We start from the raw sequence: 17,080 nt of genomic DNA, 5'->3' as shown, positions 1-17,080 counted from the left end.
CGCGGGGAGACGGCCCGTTTCGCGGCGGTCCTTACTTGCGGATGAGGTTCCGCAGGACGTACTGCAGGATGCCGCCGTTGCGGTAGTAGTCCGCCTCACCGGGGGTGTCGATGCGGACGTCGACCTTGAACTCCTTGCCGTCCGCCTTCACCGTCACCTCGTTCGGGATGCCGCCCTCGTTGAGCGCGGTCACGCCGGTGATGTCGAACGTCTCGGTGCCGGTCAGGCCGAGGGACTCGGCCGAGTCGCCCTCCTTGAACTGCAGCGGCAGGACGCCGAGGCCGATCAGGTTCGAGCGGTGGATGCGCTCGTAGGACTGCGCGATGACGGCGCGGACGCCGAGCAGCGCGGTGCCCTTCGCGGCCCAGTCGCGGGACGAGCCGGAGCCGTACTCCTTGCCCGCGAGGACCACGAGCGGGGTGCCCTGCGCGGCGTAGTTCTGCGCGGCGTCGTAGATGAACGCCTGCGGCGCGCCGTCCTGCGTGAAGTCGCGGGTGTAGCCGCCCTCCACGTCGTCCAGCAGCTGGTTGCGCAGCCGGATGTTGGCGAACGTGCCGCGGATCATCACCTCGTGGTTGCCGCGGCGCGAGCCGTAGGAGTTGAAGTCCTTCACCGCGACGCCGTTGTCCTGCAGGTACTGCGCGGCGGGCGTGCCGACCTTGATGGACCCGGCGGGCGAGATGTGGTCGGTGGTGACCGAGTCGCCGAGCTTGGCGAGCACCCGCGCGCCGCGGATGTCGGAGACCGGCTCCGGCTCGGCGCCCATGCCGTCGAAGTACGGCGCCTTGCGGACGTAGGTGGACGCCTGGTCCCACTCGAACAGGTCGCCGGTCGGGATGTCGAGGCCGGTCCAGCGCTCGTCGCCCTTGAAGACGTCGGCGTAGCTCTGCGCGAACATCTCCTGCCCGATGGACGACTCGACGATCGCGGCGACCTCCTCCGGCGCGGGCCAGATGTCGCGCAGGTACACCGGGCCGTCGGTGCCCTCGGCGATCGGGTCGTTGAGGATGTCGATGTCCATCGTCCCGGCCAGCGCGTAGGCGATGACCAGCGGCGGGGACGCCAGGTAGTTCATCTTCACGTCGGGGCTGATGCGGCCCTCGAAGTTGCGGTTGCCGGACAGCACCGCGGTGACCGCCAGGTCGTTGTCGTTGACGGCCTTGGAGATCTCCGGCTGCAGCGGGCCGGTGTTGCCGATGCAGGTGGTGCAGCCGTACCCGACCAGGTTGAAGCCGATCTTGTCGAGGTACGGGGTGAGGCCCGCGCGCTCGTAGTAGTCGGTGACGACCTGCGAGCCGGGCGCGAGGGAGGTCTTCACCCACGGCTTGCGGGTGAGGCCCTTCTCGACGGCGTTCTTGGCCAGCAGCGCCGCGCCGATCATCACGTACGGGTTGGAGGTGTTGGTGCAGGACGTGATGGCCGCGACCGCGACGTGCCCGTGGTCGAGCTCGAACGTCGTGCCGTCGTCCAGCGTGACCGGCACCCGGTTGTGCGGACGGCCGGCGTCGTCGCCGGCGAGGTGGCGCGGCTTGTCGCCGTTGCCGCCGTGGCTGATCGCCGGGGAGTCGGACGCGGGGAACGACTCGTCGGACGCCTCGTCCGCCGGGCCCTGCACGCTCTTGACGTAGTTCTGCACGTCGCGGCGCCAGGTCTGCTTGGCGGCCGACAGGGCGATGCGGTCCTGCGGGCGCTTCGGGCCGGCCAGCGACGGGACGACCGTGCCGAGGTCCAGCTCGAGGTACTCGGAGAACTCCGGCTCGACCGACGGGTCGAGCCACAGGCCCTGCTCCTTGGCGTAGGCCTCGACGAGCGCGACCTGCTCCTCGTCGCGGCCGGTCAGCCGCAGGTAGCTCAGCGTCTCGTCGTCGATCGGGAAGATCGCGCAGGTGGAGCCGAACTCGGGGCTCATGTTGCCGATCGTGGCGCGGTTGGCCAGCGGCAGCGCGTGCACGCCCTCGCCGTAGAACTCCACGAACTTGCCGACGACGCCATGCTCGCGCAGCATCTCGGTGATGGTGAGCACCAGGTCCGTCGCGGTGGTGCCGGCGGGCAGCTCGCCGGTCAGCTTGAAGCCGACGACGCGCGGGATCAGCATGGAGATCGGCTGGCCGAGCATCGCGGCCTCCGCCTCGATGCCGCCGACGCCCCAGCCGAGGACGCCGATGCCGTTCTCCATCGTCGTGTGCGAGTCGGTGCCGACGCAGGTGTCGGGGTAGGCGACGCCGTTGCGGTCGAACACCACGCGGGCCAGGTGCTCGATGTTCACCTGGTGGACGATGCCCGTCCCCGGCGGCACGACCTTGAACTCGTCGAACGCCGTCTGGCCCCAGCGCAGGAACTGGTAGCGCTCCTTGTTGCGCTCGTACTCGACCTGCACGTTGCGCTCGAACGCCTGCGGCGAGCCGAAGTACTCCACGATGACGGAGTGGTCGATGACCATCTCGGCGGGCGCCAGCGGGTTGATCTTCGTCGGGTCGCCGCCGAGGTCCCGCACGGCCTCGCGCATCGTCGCGAGGTCCACCACGCACGGCACGCCGGTGAAGTCCTGCATGATCACCCGGGCCGGGGTGAACTGGATCTCCTTGCTCGGCTGCGCCTTGGCGTCCCACTGGGCGAGCGCGCGGATGTGCTCGGCGGTGACGTTCGCGCCGTCCTCGGTGCGCAGCAGGTTCTCGAGCAGCACCTTCAGGCTGTACGGGAGACGGGCCGAGCCCTCGACGGCGTCCAGCCGGTAGATGTCGTACGACTTGCCGCCCACCTGCAGCTTGCTCAGGCTGCCGAAGCTGTTCGCGGACACGGACTCCTCCTCCGTCGCACGCCGCGCGTCCGGTCCGGGACATGACCGCGCGGCGACGTTCATCGTGGTGTTCAATGTGCGCCCGCCCTCGCGGCCGGCGCGGGTCGGGCGGCGCGGCGCGCGGCGAGGCGGGTGTGCTCGTCTACCTTGATCCTGCCCTAGTCAAGCCCTTGACCGGGAACCGGGTCCGCCTAACTTCCGCAGGATTTTTCTTGATGTCAAGATACATCCAATTTATCTCGACATCAAGCTACTCCGCCCGCCGCTCCCCGGGCGCCGGCCCCGCCGCATCCGCGCCGCCCTCGCCGAGCAGCAGCGCCGCGACCGCCTCCGGGGCCTCGCGCATGGCGTCGTGGCCGGTCGGGAGGGTGTGGACCCGCCATCCGGGATCGGCCGCGAGCCGGTCGCGGAGTCCGGCGAAGGGCGTCCGGTCCTCCCATCCCGTGCAGTAGACGAACTCCCGGCGGGGGATCCGGTCGAGCGCGCCGGTGAGCCGGACCGCCTGCAGGAACGACGCGAGCGGATGGGGGCGGCGGCGCGGGTCGCCGCCGCCCGGCGGCCGGACGGCGTAGCCGGTGGACGCGGCGCCGGCGGCGAACACCTCCCGGAAGCGCTCGCTCGTCGACGACCAGCACGACTCGCCGTCGCGCGGCACGTAGGCGTCGAGATGCACCAGCCGCGAGACCCGCCCGGCGGCGCGGTCGGCGGCGGCGGAGACCACCATCCCGCCGTAGCTGTGCCCGACCAGCGTCGCGCCGGTGACGCGGGCGCGGTCGAGGAGCCGCAGGACGTCGCCGGCGTGCGTGTCGAGGTTGGCGGTCGCGACGGTCGCCTCGTCGTCGTCCGGCCGCAGGCCGGTCAGGGTCAGCGCGTGAACGGTATGACCGGCCCGTTCCAGCAGCGGGACCACCGCCTCGTACGTCCAGGAGCCGCGCCAGCCGCCGGGCACGAGAACGAACGTCGCCATGGGTTTCTCCCTCTCTCCAGCCTGCGTGAAGGCAGTGTCACAAGGCCGAGGCGTGGCCGACCACCGACAGGACGCCGACCAATGCCCGTTCGCCGCCAATCGCCGTTCCCGGAACAAGGGAAGTCGAAAACGATTGACGACCCTCAACTGACAGTGCACTATCAAAATATAGCGAGCTGTCACTTTGAGGAGGACGTCATGACGACGACGCACCCCGGGCGGTCGCCGCGGCGGTGGTGGGCGCTGGCGGCGCTCACGCTGAGCGTGCTGATCGTGGGACTGGACGGGACGATCATCAACGTCGCGCTGCCCACGCTGTCGGACGAGCTGGGCGCGACCAGCGCGCAACTGCAGTGGATCGGCGGCGGCTACCTGCTGGCGCTGTCGGTGGGGATGCTCCCGGCCGGGCTGCTCGGCGACCGGTACGGCCACCGGCGGCTGCTGGTGGGCGGGATCGCGCTGTTCGGGCTGGCGTCCGCGGCGGGCGCGCTCGCCGGGACGGCCGGGCAGGTGATCGCGGCGCGCGCCGTCCTCGGCCTCGGCGCGGCGATGATCACGCCGCTGTCGATGGCGATCCTGCCGCGCGTGTTCGGCAGGGACGAGCTGCCGCGCGCCATCGGCGTGTGGACGGCGGCGACGGCGGTCGGGATGCCGATCGGCCCGCTCGTCGGCGGCTGGCTGCTCGACCACTTCCCGTGGGGGTCGGTGTTCCTGTTCAACGTGCCGGTGACGGTGCTCGCCGCGGTCGCGTGCCTGCGGCTGCTCCCCGCGGACGGCCCGCGCGACCGGGACGGCAAGCCGTTCGACTACCTCGGCACGGCGCTCGGCACCCTCGGCATCATCGCGCTCGTCTACGGGACCATCCAGGTGCCCGGGCACGGCTGGGGCAGCGCGTCCGTGCTGGTCCCGCTCGCCGCCGGCACGGTGCTGATGGCCCTGTTCGTGCGGCGGCAGCGGCGGGCGGCGGCGCCGCTGGTCGACCTCGGCCTGTTCGCGGACGGGACGTTCCGGTGGGGCGCGATCATCGCCGTCTTCGTCAACTTCGCGGTGATGGGGCTGCTGTTCGTCGTCCCGCAGTACCTGCAGGCCGTGCTGGGCAACGGCGCGTTCGGCGGCGGGCTGCGGCTGCTGCCGCTGATCGGCGGGCTGATGGCGGCGGCGACGCTGGCCGAGCCGCTCGTCCCGCGGCTCGGCGCCCGCGTCGTGATCCCCGCCGGGCTGCTGCTCCTCGCCGCCGGCGCGCTGCTCGGCGCCGCCACCGGCCCCGGCGACGGCTACGCCCCGGCCGCCGGGTGGCTCTCGCTGGCGGGCCTCGGGTTCGGGCTGGCGATCGTCCCGGCGACGAGCCTGGTGATCGGGTCGCTGCCGGAGGACGGGCCCGGCACCGGCACGAGCCTGCTGGAGACGATCCAGCAGCTCGGCGGGGCGCTCGGCGTCGCGGCGCTCGGCAGCGTCCTGAACGCGGGATACCTGGCGCGGCTGTCGGTGACGGGGCTGCCGGACGCGGCGGCGAGCGCGGCGCGCGGCTCGGTGACCGGCGCGGACGCGGTGGCCGCACACCTCCACGACAAAGCTCTGCTGGCGTCGGCGCACGGCGCGTTCGTCCACGGGATGAGCCTGACCCTGCTGGTGTGCGCGGGGGCCGCCCTCCTCGCCGCCGTCCTCGCGGCTGCCTTCCTGCCCGGGCGGGCCCGCGCCGCGCAGGCCCTGCCGGCCGCCGCGACGGAGCCGGCCGCGCGCGCGGGAGAATTGCCGGCATGAGCACCAGGGAGACCGCGGCCGGCAAGCCGTGCGGGCTGCGCGAGCGCAAGAAGGCGAGGACGCGGCTGGCGATCCGGCGCGCCGCGTACCGGCTGTTCGACGAGCAGGGCTACGAGGCGACGACCGTCGACCAGATCGCCGCGGCGGCCGAGGTCTCCCCCAGCACGTTCTTCCGCTACTTCCCGGCGAAGGAGGACGTGATCCTGTCGGACGAGTACGACTCGGCGCTCGCCGACGCGCTCGCCGCGCGCCCGGCGGACGAGCCGGTCCTGCTGTCGCTCCGGCACTCGATGACCGACTCGCTGGGCCTCGTCCTGGAGGCCGACCGGGAGGAGCTGCTCACCCGGATCCGGCTCTCCTTCACCGACCCCGGCATCCGGGCCCGGGCGATGGACGAGCAGCTGCGCAACCAGGACGCGGTGGCCGCGGCGATCGCGGACCGGACCGGCCGGGACGCCGCGGACCTGGACGTGCGGTGCGCGGCGGCGGCGATCATCGCGGTGTCGATGACGGTGATGCGGCACTGGGTGGACGGCGGCGGCGAGGAGGACCTCACCGCCCTGTACGACCGCCAGCTGACCGTCCTGTTCGAGGGGCTGCGGATCTGACCCGGAGCGGCGCCGAGGACCGGCGCAGCCCGCTCACCAGCGCTGGCGGGCCTCCTCGGCCCAGCCCGTGAGCCCCTCGAACTCGGTCCAGGCGCCGTCGTCCGTGCGGGCCCGCCCGCTGAAGTGCCCGAAGCACTGGTGGGTCTCGCTGCCGACGACGCCGAGCTCGACCCGGGACGCCCTCTCGTGGAACGGCCGGAACTCCACCTCGACGTCGTCGCCGAGGATCGCCCAGGGGCGCGTCCAGCCGGACCGGTCGTAGGTCCACTCCAGCTCGCCGCCGATCTTGTGCAGGCGGCCGCCGACGATGAGCGCGTTCTCGGTCATGCCGGTGCCGGCGGTCCACTTGCCGCCGAGCTGGAGCGCGACGCCGGGGCCGGCGGCGGCCGCCCAGTTCCACGTCATCCGGTACGGCCATTTGCCGCGGCCGTGGTCGAGGACGGCGAAGGCGCCCTCCCCGATCTCGTGCTCGCCGGACGGCAGCACCAGCCGCCCGTGCACGGGCCGCCCCACGTCCTTCACCGTGTACTGGAACCGGGTCTCGCTCCAGGGGATCACCACGCCGAGCGACTCGTGGCCGTCCGGCAGGGGGATCTCCAGCTCGACGCGGACGCCGCGCGCGGCGGCGCGCAGCGAGGTGCCGTCCGGGCGCTGCCGGACGCCGATCGCCACGCCCCCGCCGCGGACGGCGGCCTCGCCCTCGCCGCTGCGGTCGGGGAACGCGGCGCCCCGCGCGAACGGGACCACCGCGTCCCTGCCGGTCTCCTCGCCGGTCTCGCGGTCGAGCACGTAGATCCCGTGCACGCCCGCGTAGTCGAGGGACGACGCGACGAGCCCGATGATGTGCCGGGGCGTGACGACGCCCCAGTACTCCCAGCGCTTGGCGCGGCCCCAGCCGCGCAGGTTCGCGCGGTGCAGGGGCCGCCGCGTCCAGCCGACCGCCGCGGGGTCGAGGCGCCCATCGGGCAGGCACAGGTCGACGGGCTCGGTGATCTCGCGCTCGCGGGTCGGCATGCCCCGACCCTAACGGCGGTCAGGACTTGTCGACGTGGCCCGGGACCGGGTCGGAGGCGTGCGGGCCGGCGATGACGGTGCCGCAGCCGCCGCAGGCCTCCTGGACCTGCTTCAGCAGCGTCATCTTGTTGACGGTGAGATAACCGATGTTCATCGTGACGGCGGTGTTCTCCGAAACGAGCACCGCGACCGCCGAAATGTTGGACTTTGTGTAGTTTCCGTAGGCGGTCGCCTGGGCCGGCGTGCCGAACTCGGCATAGGTCATCTGTCCCGCCGCGTTCGGGAACAGCTCGCCCTTCTTCTCGTAGCAGCTGTATTCGCGGTAGAACGTCGTCTGCTTCGAGTACGGCTTGTCGATCGCGAACGTGCCGTCGTTCCATTCCCCGTAACCGCACGCGCGGTCGCCTCCGAGCGCGGTGTCGCCCACCCCTTTGACCAGGTCGAACGTGAGCTTCTTTGGAGCCGCCTTGACCGGCGCGGCGCTCTTGGCCGCGCCCTTGGCCCCGCTCTTGGCCGCGGCGTGCGAGGTCCCGCCGGAGCCCCCGCAGCCGGCGGCCAGGACCATGCTCACCCCCATGAGCCCCACCATCATCCCCCAACGTGTGCCGGTTCCCCGCATGTCCGGACTTCCTCTCTGAACAGCCTTTACGCGAATGATGGGCTGTTCAATGGCCCAGACGCCAGGGACTCTGGAACGGTTCAGCCCGGGACACGCGGCGCTTCAATAAGTCCATACCTTGGCCAGAGTTTCTTTAGTGCCGTACCGGCGAATCTCACAAAGGTGATCACCGATTCACCCTGGAGCGCGTTCGACCACGACCGCATGCTGGACGCGCTGGCGGCCCGGGAGAACTTCCCGGTCGCCGCGCGGCTGCTGCCCGCCCGGCACCGCGCCGACCTGCGGGCCGTGTACGGCTTCGCGCGGCTCGTCGACGACATCGGGGACGAGGCGCCGCCCGCGCAGCGCGCGGACCTGCTGGCCCTGGTCGACGACGACCTGGACCTGCTCTACAAGGGCGGGACGCCGAAGCTGCCGCAGCTGCGCCGGCTGGCGGGCACGGTGCACGCGCACGGGATCCCGGCCGAGCCGTTCCGGCGGCTGGTCGAGGCGAACCGGCAGGACCAGGTCGTCCACCGCTACGAGACGTTCGAGCAGCTGGTGGAGTACTGCGCGCTGTCGGCCGACCCGGTCGGCCGCGTCGTGCTGCACGTGTTCGGCGCCCAGGGCGCCGGGCTGGAGCGGGCGTCGGACCGGGTCTGCACGGCGCTGCAGATCATCGAGCACTGCCAGGACGTCGCGGAGGACCACCGGGCCGGCCGCGTGTACCTGCCGGCGGAGGACCTGCGCCGGTTCGGCTGCGCGGACGGCGACCTGGCCCGCCGGACGACGCCGACGCGGCTGCGCGGGGTGGTGGCGCTGGAGGCGGGGCGCGCCCGCGACCTGCTGGACCGCGGCGCCGCGCCGCTGATGAGGGGACTGTCCGGATGGGCCCGGGTCGCCGTGGGCGGCTACGTGGCCGGCGGGCGGGCGGCGCTGGCGGCGCTCGCCGGCGCCCGCTACGACGTGCTCGCGCGTCCGCCGCGCCCCCGCCGGGCCGCAGTGCTGGCCGGGTGGGCGCGCGCACTGGGAAGGGGCTGAGCGATGACGGTTTCAGAGACGTGTGAGCGGGCCGACGAGGTCGCCGGGGCGTACCGGCACTGCGAGCGGGTGGTCCGCGAGGAGGCCCGCAACTTCTCCTACGGGATCCGGCTGATGCCGCCGCCGAAGCGCCGCGCGATGAGCGCGATCTACGCGTTCGCGCGCGGCGTCGACGACGTCGGGGACGGCCCGGAGCCGGCGTGCGTGCGGCTGGACCTGCTGGACCGGTCGCGGCAGCGGCTGCTGACCGTCCAGGACGTGCTGCGGCGGCGCAGCGACGTGCGGGCGCTGGAGGGCCATCCGGTGCTGACGGCGCTGGCGGACGCGGCGGGCCGGTTCCCGATCCCGCTCGCCGCGTTCGACGAGCTGATCGACGGCTGCGAGAGCGACGTGCGGGGCGCCCGCTACGAGACGTTCGACGACCTGCTGCGCTACTGCCAGCAGGTCGCGGGCTCGGTGGGCCGGCTGTCGCTCGGGGTGTTCGGGTCGGACGGCCGGCAGCGCGCCGAGGGGCTCGCGGACTCGCTGGGCGTCGCGCTGCAGCTCACGAACATCCTGCGGGACGTCCGGGAGGACCGGATGGCGGGGCGGGTGTACCTGCCCGCCGAGGATCTGGAGCAGTTCGGCTGCACGCTGGAGCTGGACGAGTCGGGCGTGTTCATCGACCCGCCGTGGCGGCTGCACAAGCTGATCGGCTTCCAGGCGGAGCGGGCGCGCGCCTGGTACGCGGAGGGGCTGCGGCTGCTGCCGCTGCTGGACCGGCGCAGCGCGGCGTGCACCGCGGCGATGGCGGGGATCTACCGGCGGCTGCTGGAGAGCATCGCGGAGAACCCGGCCGCGGCGCTGAACTCGCGGGTCTCGCTGCCGACGTGGCAGAAGGCCGTGGTCGCGGCGCGCGCGCTGACGGGGGTGGAGCGGTGAGCGTCGTCGTCGTCGGCGGCGGCCTGGCCGGCATCAGCACCGCGATCGCCCTGCAGGAGACGGGCGTCCCGGTCACGCTGGTGGAGGCCCGGCCGTGGCTCGGCGGCGCGACCCACTCGTTCCGCCGCGACGAGCTGAGCGTCGACAACGGCCAGCACGTGTTCCTGCGCTGCTGCACCGCCTACCAGGGGCTGCTGCGGCGGCTCCGCGCCGAGCACCTGGTGCGGATGCAGGACCGGTTCGACGTCGCGGTGCTGCGGCCGGGCGCGCGGCCGGCGCGGCTGCGCAGGTCGCCGCTGCCGAGCCCGCTGCACCTGCTGCCGTCGCTGGCGCGCTACTCGCACCTGCCGGTCGCCGACCGGCTCCGGGCGGTGCGCGCGTCGGCGGGGCTGCAGCGGCTCGACCCCGACGACCCGGCGCTGGACCTGCTGTCGGCGGGCGCGTGGCTCGCCGAGCGCGGGCAGCGGCCGTGGGCGCGGGAGGCGCTGTGGGGGCTGTTCATCACCGCGGCGCTGAACGCCGAGGTCGGCGACGCCGCGCTCGGCCTGTCGGCGATGGTGTGCCGGCGGGCGCTGTTCGGGCGGCCGGACGCCGCCGACATCGGCGTCCCGACCGTCCCGCTCGGGGAGCTGCACGGCGGCCCGGCGCTGCGCCGGATCGCGGAGATGGGCGGCACCGTCCGGCTCAAGGCGAAGGTCGAGGCGGTCACCACCGACCCGAAGGTGATCGTGGACGGCGTGCCGATCGCGGCGGACGCGGTGGTGCTGGCCGTCCCGCACGAGGCGGCGGCGCGGCTGCTGCCCGCCGAGGCGCTGCCGCAGCCGCTGCGCTGGCACGAGCTGGACGCGAGCCCGATCGTGAACGTGCACGTGGTGTACGACCGGCCGGTGCTGGACGAGCCGTTCGCCGCGGCGGTCGGCTCCCCCGTCCAGTGGATCTTCGACCGGTCGGGGGTGGCCGGGCTGCGCGACGGCCAGTACCTGGCGATCTCGCTGTCGGCCGCGGACCGCTGGATCGACCGGCCGACCGCGGCGCTGCGCGCGGAGTTCGTGCCGGAGCTGGCGCGGCTGCTGCCGGCGGCGCGCGGCGCGCGCGTCCGCGAGCTGTTCGTGACGCGGGAGCGGCGGGCGACGTTCCGGCAGCGGCCGGGCAGCCGGTCGCCGCGCCCGGGGGCCGCGACCCGGGCCCGCGGCCTGTTCCTGGCCGGCGCGTGGACCGACACGGGCTGGCCCGACACGATGGAGGGCGCCGTGCGCAGCGGCCTGACCGCCGCCCGCCTGGTCCGCCGCCACCTGGAGGGGGTGCGGGACCGGTGACCGCCGCGTCCGCCGCGCCTCCCCCGGCCCACCGCCGCTTGGAGAGGTGTGATCGATGACGGCCGTTCCGGTCTCGATGACCGATGTTCGCGGGCTGGTCGACGGGGCGCTGCGCGCCGCGGTCGGCCGGCTCGATCCGCGCACCTACCGGGTCGCGGCCTACCATCTCGGCTGGGCCGACGAGGAGGGCCGCCCGCTCGCGGCGCCCGCCGGGAAGGCGCTGCGCCCGGCGCTGGCGCTGCTGTCGGCGCGGGCCGCGGGGGCGCCGCCGGAGAGCGCGCTGCCCGGCGCGGTCGCGGTGGAGCTGACGCACGCGTTCTCGCTGCTCCACGACGACATCATGGACGGCGACCGGACCCGCCGGCACCGCCCGGCGGCGTGGACGGTGTTCGGGGAGCCCGCCGCGATCCTCGCGGGCGACGCGCTGCTCGCGCTCGCCCTGGAGGTGCTGCTGGAGGCGCCCGGGCAGGGGTCGGCGCGGGCGGCGCGCTCGCTGGCCGTCGCGACGCGGCGGCTCATCGCGGGCCAGTCCCTCGACCTGGAGTTCGAGACGCGCCGCCAGGTCGGCCTCGACGAATGCACGGCGATGGCGGCGGACAAGACCGCCGCGCTGCTCGCCTGCTCGTGCGCGATCGGGGCGGTGCTGGACGGCGCGCCGGAGCCGCTGGCCGCCGCGCTGGAGTCGTTCGGCGCCGACCTCGGCCTGGCGTTCCAGCTGGTGGACGACCTGCTCGGCATCTGGGGCGACCCCGCCACGACCGGGAAGCCGGCGCTGTCGGACCTGCGGTCGCGGAAGATGTCGCTGCCGGTGGTCGCCGCGCTGAACTCCGGCACGCCGGAGGGGGCGCGGCTCGCCGAGCTGTACGCCCGGCCGCCGGACCCCGAGGGCCCCGACGAGGACGAGCTGGCCGAGGCCGCCGCGCTCGTCGACGCGGCCGGGGGCCGGGCGTGGGCCGAGGCGGAGGCCGGCGAGCGGATCGCGAGCGCGGCCGCCCACCTGGCGTCCGCCGGGCTGCCCGAGCCCGTCCGCGCCGAGTTCCTGCACATCGCCGCCTTCGTCACCCGCCGGGACCACTGATGACCGCGACCGAACCCACCGAGACCACCGCGTCCACCGCGTCCACCGGGACCCGGACGGCCGCCGAGGCGATGGCGGCGGCCCGCGACCACCTGCTCGGCCTCCAGGCGCCCGAGGGCTGGTGGAAGGGCGAGCTCCAGACCAACGTGACCATGGACGCCGAGGACCTGCTGCTGCGCGAGTTCCTCGGCATCCGCACCGCGGACGACACCCGCGAGGCGGCCCGCTGGATCCGCTCGCAGCAGGCGCCCGACGGCACCTGGGCGAACTTCCACGACGGGCCGCCGGACCTGTCCACGACCGTCGAGGCGTACGTGGCGCTGCGGCTCGCCGGCGACGAGCCGGACGCCCCGCACATGCGGCGCGCCGCCGCCTTCGTCCGCGGCGAGGGCGGCATCCCCGCCACCCGCGTCTTCACCCGCTTCTGGCTGGCGATGTTCGGGCACTGGCCGTGGGACGAGCTGCCGGTGGTGCCGCCGGAGATGGTGTTCCTGCCGCGCTGGTTCCCGCTGAACGTCTACGACTTCGCGTGCTGGGCGCGGCAGACGATCGTCCCGCTGACGGTCGTCGCGGCGAAGCGGCCCGTCCGGCCGCTGCCGTTCGAGCTGGAGGAGCTGCGGTCGGGGCGGCCCGTACGGCGCCGGCGGCGGGGCCTGCCCGGCTGGGACGAGGCGTTCGGCGCGCTCGACAAGGCGCTGCGCGTCTACGAGCGGCGGCCGCTGCCCGGCCTGCGCAAGGCGGCGCTGCGCCGCGCCGGCGAGTGGATCATCGCGCGGCAGGAGCCGGACGGGTCGTGGGGCGGCATCCAGCCGCCGTGGGTGTACTCGCTGCTCGCGCTGCACCTGCTCGGCCACGGCCTGGACCACCCGGTGGTGCGGCGCGGCCTGGACGGGCTGGAGCGCTTCACCATCCGGGACGCGAAGGGCCGCCGGCTGGAGGCGTGCCAGTCCCCCGTCTGGGACACCGTGCTTGCGATGAACGCGCTGGTCGACGCGGGCGTGCCCGGCGACCACCAGGCCCTGGAGGCGGCGGCCAAGTGGGTGGTAGGCGAGGAGGTGCGGGGGCCGGGCGACTGGTCGGTGCGCCGCCCCGACCTGCCGCCGGGCGGGTGGGCGTTCGAGTTCGACAACGACTACTACCCCGACACCGACGACACCGCCGAGGCCGTCCTCGCGCTGAGCCGGGTCGGCCGTCCGGAGGCCGAGCCGGCGATCGAGCGCGGCGTGCGGTGGATGGCCGGGATGGTGTCGCGGGACGGCGGGTTCGGCGCGTTCGACGCCGACAACACCCGCGCGCTGTGCCGCCGGCTGCCGTTCTGCGACTTCGGCGAGGTCATCGACCCGCCGTCCGCGGACGTCACCGCGCACGTCGTGGAGGCGCTCAGCCACCGCGGCATGGCCGACTCGACGCTGGTGAAGCGGGCCGTCGTGTGGCTGCTGAAGGCGCAGGAGGACGACGGGTCCTGGTTCGGCCGGTGGGGCGCCAACCACGTGTACGGCACCGGGAGCGTGGTGCCCGCGCTCGTCGCGGCGGGCGTCCGGCCGGAGAAGCCGGCGATCCGGCGGGCGGTCCGCTGGCTGGAGCGCCACCAGCGCGAGGACGGCGGCTGGGGCGAGGACCTGCGCTCCTACCGCGACCCGGAATGGGTCGGGCACGGCGTCTCGACCGCGTCGCAGACCGCGTGGGCGCTGCTCGCGCTGCTCGCGGCCGGGGAGCGCGGCCCGGCCGTCGAGCGGGGCGTGCGGTGGCTCGTCGAGCACCAGCGCCCCGACGGCACCTGGGACGAGGAGCACTTCACCGGCACCGGGTTCCCCGGCGACTTCTACATCAACTACCACCTGTACCGCCTGGTGTTCCCGCTGTCGGCGCTGGGCCGCTACGTGAAGGGGATCGGTTCCTAAATGGCCATGCCACTGCGCCAGAGCCTGCGCGTCGGCGGGTACGTCCTGCGGAACAAGCTGGCGGGGCGCAAGAAGTTCCCGCTGATCGTCGAGCTGGAGCCGCTGTTCGCCTGCAACCTGGCGTGCGCGGGCTGCGGCAAGATCCAGCATCCGGCGGACGTCCTCAAGCAGCGCATGCCGGTCGAGCAGGCCGTCGCCGCGATCCGCGAGTGCGGGGCGCCGATGGTGTCGATCGCGGGCGGCGAGCCGCTGATGCACCCGCAGATCGGCGAGCTGGTCCGCGAGCTGATCCGGATGAAGCGGTACGTGTTCCTGTGCACGAACGCCGCGCTGATCCCGAGGAAGATCGACGACTTCGCGCCGTCCCGGTACTTCGCGTGGGCGGTGCACATCGACGGGCTCCGCGAGCGGCACGACGCGTCCGTGTGCAAGGAGGGCGTGTTCGACGAGGCGGTCGCGGCGATCCGGATGTGCCAGGAGCGCGGGTTCCGGGTCACCACGAACACCACGGTGTTCAACACCGACACCCCGCAGACCGTCATCGACGTGCTCGACTACCTGAACGACGACCTGCGCGTCGACCAGATGATGATCTCGCCGGCGTACGCCTACGAGAAGGCGCCCGACCAGGACCACTTCCTCGGCGTGCAGGAGACCCGGTCGCTGTTCCAGAAGGCGTTCGCGGGCGGCAACCGCAAGCGCTGGCGGTTCAACCACTCGCCGCTGTTCCTGGACTTCCTCGAGGGCAAGGTCGACTTCCCGTGCACGGCGTGGGCGATCCCGTCGTACTCGCTGAAGGGGTGGCAGCGTCCCTGCTACCTGATGGACGACGGCTACGCACAGTCCTACAAGGAGCTGCTGGAGGAGACCGACTGGGACTCCTACGGCCGCGGGCGCGACGACCGCTGCGCCAACTGCATGGCGCACTGCGGCTACGAGCCCACCGCCGTGTTCGCGACGATGGGCTCGCTGAAGGAGTCGCTCCGCGCGGTGCGGAGCGTCTGATCGGCGGCGGCCGATCGGCTGATCAGTCGTCCCGCAGCTCGCGGACGACGTCGCGGACGGCGGCGGCCAGCGCGCCGGCGTCGTCCACCAGCCCGGTGTCCGCGCAGACGCCGAAGCACAGCTCGCGGTCGACGCCGAGCGCGGCGACCGCGAGCGGCGCGCCGGGCGCGAGCGGGACGACCGGGTAGACGCCGGTCACCGGGACGCCCGTCAGCAGCAGCCGCTCGCGGCTGGCCGGCAGGCTCGACACGATCCCCTGCAGGAACCGGCCGCCGTAGACGGCCCGGGCGAACCGCGCGTGCAGCGGCACCGGCATGAGCCGCCCGGCCTGCCGCATCACGAACCACGCGGCGAGCGCGCGGGTGCCGGACCGCAGGACGCGGCTGCGCCGGGCGATCTCGGCGAGCCGCTCGCGCTCCGGCATCGCGCCGATCGGCAGGTCCACCATGACGGCGGTGGTGTGGTTGCCCTCCATGCCCTGGCCGGGTGACCGCATCATCAGCGGCACCGCGACGCGGCATTCCCGCGGCGCCTGCCCCGCCGGGAACCGGACGGTCCGCCGCAGCGCGCCCGCGACCGCGCACATCACGACGTCGGAGACGCGGGCGCCGTGCCGCCGGGCGATCGCGCGGGCCTCGTCGAGCGGGACGCGCAGGGTGCCGAAGCGGCGCCCGGCCGTCCCGGCGGACGGCAGCCGCGCGGGCGCCGGGCCGGCCCCGCCGTCCGCGGCGAGCTGCGCGAGGCCGACGGCGCCCGCGAGCGCCTCGCGGACCCGGCGGCGCGGCGGCGTCGCCGGCTCCCCGCCGCCGGACGGGCCCGGCGCGGCGGGCTCCATCAGCGAGATGGCCTGCGCGACGACGCCGACGCCGTCCGCGACGACGTGGTGCATCAGGAACACCAGCGTGGTGCGGCCGGGCGCGGCCCCGCCGACCAGGATCATCCGCCACAGCGGCCGGTCGCGGGGCAGCGGCTCGGCCTGGATCTCGGCGATCATCGCGCGCAGGCCGTCCATCCCGTCGACGTCGCGCTCGGTGACGTGCCAGGACCAGTCGATGGCGGGGTGGTCGCGCCAGACCGGCCGCCGCCACCGGCCGCCGTCCTCCAGCCGCTGCCGGAACCGGGGCAGCCGGTCGAGCCGGTCGCCGATCAGCCGGACCAGGTCGAGCCGGCCGAGCGCGCGGCGGGAGGTGTCGAGCATGATGACGCCGCCCGCGTGCTGCGGCGCCGCGGCGCTCTCCACCGCGAGGAAGAACGCGTCCTGCGCCGGGACCCGCTCGGCGGCGGGCGGGCGCGCGGCCAGCCGCTCGGCGGTGACCACCGACAGCGCCACCAGCGGCACCGCCGCGACCGCGTCCAGCACGTAGTGGTTGGCCGTCGCGACGATGACGTACGCGGTGACGGCGATGTGCGCGCCGTTCAGGATCCGCGCCGGGCGCGGCGCGCCCGCCCGCGCGAGCTCCACGCCCGCCCATAACGCCCAGGCCATGTGCAGGGACGGGACGGCCGCGAACCGGTCCGCGTGCTCGATCACCGGCGAGCCCCACGACCCCCACGTCCGGCCGAGCCGGACGGTGTCGACGAAGCCGAGGTCGCCCATGAACCGCGGCGGCATCACCGGGAACAGCGCGAAGCAGGCGATCGCGGCGACGTTCAGCATGACGAACGCGTTGCGCGCCGTCCGGTACCGGTCGGGGTGCCGCACGTACAGCCAGACCAGCACCGCGAGCGTGGCCGCGAGGTAGGCGGTCGCGTACTCGTAGTCCGCGAGGGCGCGCCAGGCGGGCCGTCCGGCGAGCCAGCCGTTGAGGGCGTGCTCCACGTCGAGGTGCAGGGCCCGCTCCAGCGCGAGCACCGCCTCCCCGCGCCGGCGGGCCGCGTGCTCCCTGACCTGCTCCGGCAGCATCGCCACCAGGGAGTACAGCCCGAACAGCGCCAGGCCGAGCAGCACCTCGCCGCTCGCCCGCCCCCGCGTTCCGGCGCCGTCCCGGGTGAGGACCGCGTCCCGCGCGGTCGCCGCTTCCTGAGTCCCCATCGTCCCCCCGCCCGGCTGTTTACCCAGCATTTCCGCCGGTC

At 74.2% G+C, this 17,080-nt stretch carries 13 protein-coding genes; 8 read left to right on the top strand and 5 right to left on the bottom strand.

Annotated features, from left to right (window positions below; translation table 11 throughout):
- Positions 1-31: 31 nt before the first annotated feature.
- The gene (locus AB0C78_RS25210) at positions 32-2,797 is read right to left on the bottom strand and encodes an aconitate hydratase (RefSeq protein ID WP_360751999.1); all 2,766 of its coding nucleotides are present in this window, start codon (positions 2,795-2,797) and stop codon (positions 32-34) included.
- 250 nt (positions 2,798-3,047) lie between these two features.
- Positions 3,048-3,764 carry an alpha/beta hydrolase gene (locus AB0C78_RS25205; RefSeq protein WP_360751996.1) on the bottom strand — a complete coding sequence of 239 codons (717 nt, stop codon included), beginning with the start codon at positions 3,762-3,764 and terminating at the stop codon, positions 3,048-3,050.
- A gap of 198 nt (positions 3,765-3,962) precedes the next feature.
- On the opposite strand from AB0C78_RS25205, the gene AB0C78_RS25200 reads away from it, so the two are divergent.
- Positions 3,963-5,525: an MFS transporter gene (locus AB0C78_RS25200; protein ID WP_360751994.1), complete on the top strand. Its 1,563-nt coding sequence runs from the start codon at positions 3,963-3,965 to the stop codon at positions 5,523-5,525.
- Positions 5,522-6,133 (top strand): TetR family transcriptional regulator, encoded by a 612-nt coding sequence (locus tag AB0C78_RS25195; protein WP_360751991.1) that lies wholly within the window; start codon positions 5,522-5,524, stop codon positions 6,131-6,133. The genes AB0C78_RS25200 and AB0C78_RS25195 overlap by 4 nt, the downstream gene beginning before the upstream one ends.
- Before the next feature lie 33 nt (positions 6,134-6,166).
- On the opposite strand, the gene AB0C78_RS25190 is transcribed toward AB0C78_RS25195, so the two are convergent.
- Together AB0C78_RS25190 and AB0C78_RS25185 are read right to left on the bottom strand one after the other, a co-directional pair.
- Positions 6,167-7,147: a DUF2804 domain-containing protein gene (locus AB0C78_RS25190; protein WP_360751988.1), complete on the bottom strand. Its 981-nt coding sequence runs from the start codon at positions 7,145-7,147 to the stop codon at positions 6,167-6,169.
- Positions 7,148-7,166: 19 nt separating this feature from the next.
- Positions 7,167-7,712 (bottom strand): hypothetical protein, encoded by a 546-nt coding sequence (locus AB0C78_RS25185; protein ID WP_360751985.1) that lies wholly within the window; start codon positions 7,710-7,712, stop codon positions 7,167-7,169.
- A 216-nt stretch (positions 7,713-7,928) separates the two neighbouring features.
- Between AB0C78_RS25185 and hpnC the strand changes: the two genes are divergently transcribed.
- The 6 genes from hpnC to hpnH are packed head-to-tail and all read left to right on the top strand — an operon-like array spanning position 7,929 to position 15,007.
- Positions 7,929-8,786, top strand: a complete 858-nt coding sequence (hpnC, locus tag AB0C78_RS25180; protein ID WP_360751983.1) for a squalene synthase HpnC — start codon at positions 7,929-7,931, stop codon at positions 8,784-8,786.
- Positions 8,787-8,789: 3 nt separating this feature from the next.
- On the top strand, positions 8,790-9,707 hold the full coding sequence (hpnD, locus tag AB0C78_RS25175; RefSeq protein ID WP_360751980.1) for a presqualene diphosphate synthase HpnD: 918 nt from the start codon (positions 8,790-8,792) through the stop codon (positions 9,705-9,707).
- Positions 9,704-11,023 (top strand): hydroxysqualene dehydroxylase HpnE, encoded by a 1,320-nt coding sequence (gene hpnE, locus AB0C78_RS25170; protein ID WP_360751978.1) that lies wholly within the window; start codon positions 9,704-9,706, stop codon positions 11,021-11,023. The genes hpnD and hpnE overlap by 4 nt, the downstream gene beginning before the upstream one ends.
- A gap of 55 nt (positions 11,024-11,078) precedes the next feature.
- Entirely contained in the window at positions 11,079-12,101 is a 1,023-nt protein-coding gene (locus AB0C78_RS25165) for a polyprenyl synthetase family protein (protein ID WP_360751975.1), read from the top strand.
- Positions 12,101-14,002, top strand: coding sequence for a squalene--hopene cyclase (shc, locus tag AB0C78_RS25160; RefSeq protein WP_360751972.1), 1,902 nt, complete (start codon positions 12,101-12,103; stop codon positions 14,000-14,002). Before AB0C78_RS25165 ends, shc begins: the two co-directional genes overlap by 1 nt.
- On the top strand, positions 14,003-15,007 hold the full coding sequence (gene hpnH, locus AB0C78_RS25155; RefSeq protein WP_360751970.1) for an adenosyl-hopene transferase HpnH: 1,005 nt from the start codon (positions 14,003-14,005) through the stop codon (positions 15,005-15,007).
- 22 nt (positions 15,008-15,029) lie between these two features.
- Here the strand turns inward: hpnH and AB0C78_RS25150 are convergent, their stop codons facing one another.
- Entirely contained in the window at positions 15,030-17,039 is a 2,010-nt protein-coding gene (locus tag AB0C78_RS25150) for a phosphatase PAP2 family protein (protein WP_360751967.1), read from the bottom strand.
- Positions 17,040-17,080: the final 41 nt, after the last annotated feature.

It is taken from the genome of Actinomadura sp. NPDC048394 (assembly GCF_040651755.1).
Classification (GTDB): domain Bacteria; phylum Actinomycetota; class Actinomycetes; order Streptosporangiales; family Streptosporangiaceae; genus Spirillospora; species Spirillospora montaniterrae.
Note: the sequence above shows the minus strand (reverse complement) of the source record. Positions and strands in the feature narration are given on the sequence as shown.

Bases quoted from the DNA above. Each gene is read 5' to 3' on its own strand.
- AB0C78_RS25205 (WP_360751996.1), bottom strand. From the start codon at position 3,764: ATGGCGACGTTCGTTCTCGTGCCCGGCGGCTGGCGCGGCTCCTGGACG.
- AB0C78_RS25200 (WP_360751994.1), top strand. From the start codon at position 3,963: ATGACGACGACGCACCCCGGGCGGTCGCCGCGGCGGTGGTGGGCGCTG.
- AB0C78_RS25195 (WP_360751991.1), top strand. From the start codon at position 5,522: ATGAGCACCAGGGAGACCGCGGCCGGCAAGCCGTGCGGGCTGCGCGAG.
- AB0C78_RS25190 (WP_360751988.1), bottom strand. From the start codon at position 7,147: ATGCCGACCCGCGAGCGCGAGATCACCGAGCCCGTCGACCTGTGCCTG.
- AB0C78_RS25185 (WP_360751985.1), bottom strand. From the start codon at position 7,712: ATGGTCCTGGCCGCCGGCTGCGGGGGCTCCGGCGGGACCTCGCACGCC.
- hpnD (WP_360751980.1), top strand. From the start codon at position 8,790: ATGACGGTTTCAGAGACGTGTGAGCGGGCCGACGAGGTCGCCGGGGCG.
- AB0C78_RS25165 (WP_360751975.1), top strand. From the start codon at position 11,079: ATGACGGCCGTTCCGGTCTCGATGACCGATGTTCGCGGGCTGGTCGAC.
- shc (WP_360751972.1), top strand. From the start codon at position 12,101: ATGACCGCGACCGAACCCACCGAGACCACCGCGTCCACCGCGTCCACC.
- hpnH (WP_360751970.1), top strand. From the start codon at position 14,003: ATGGCCATGCCACTGCGCCAGAGCCTGCGCGTCGGCGGGTACGTCCTG.
- AB0C78_RS25150 (WP_360751967.1), bottom strand. From the start codon at position 17,039: ATGGGGACTCAGGAAGCGGCGACCGCGCGGGACGCGGTCCTCACCCGG.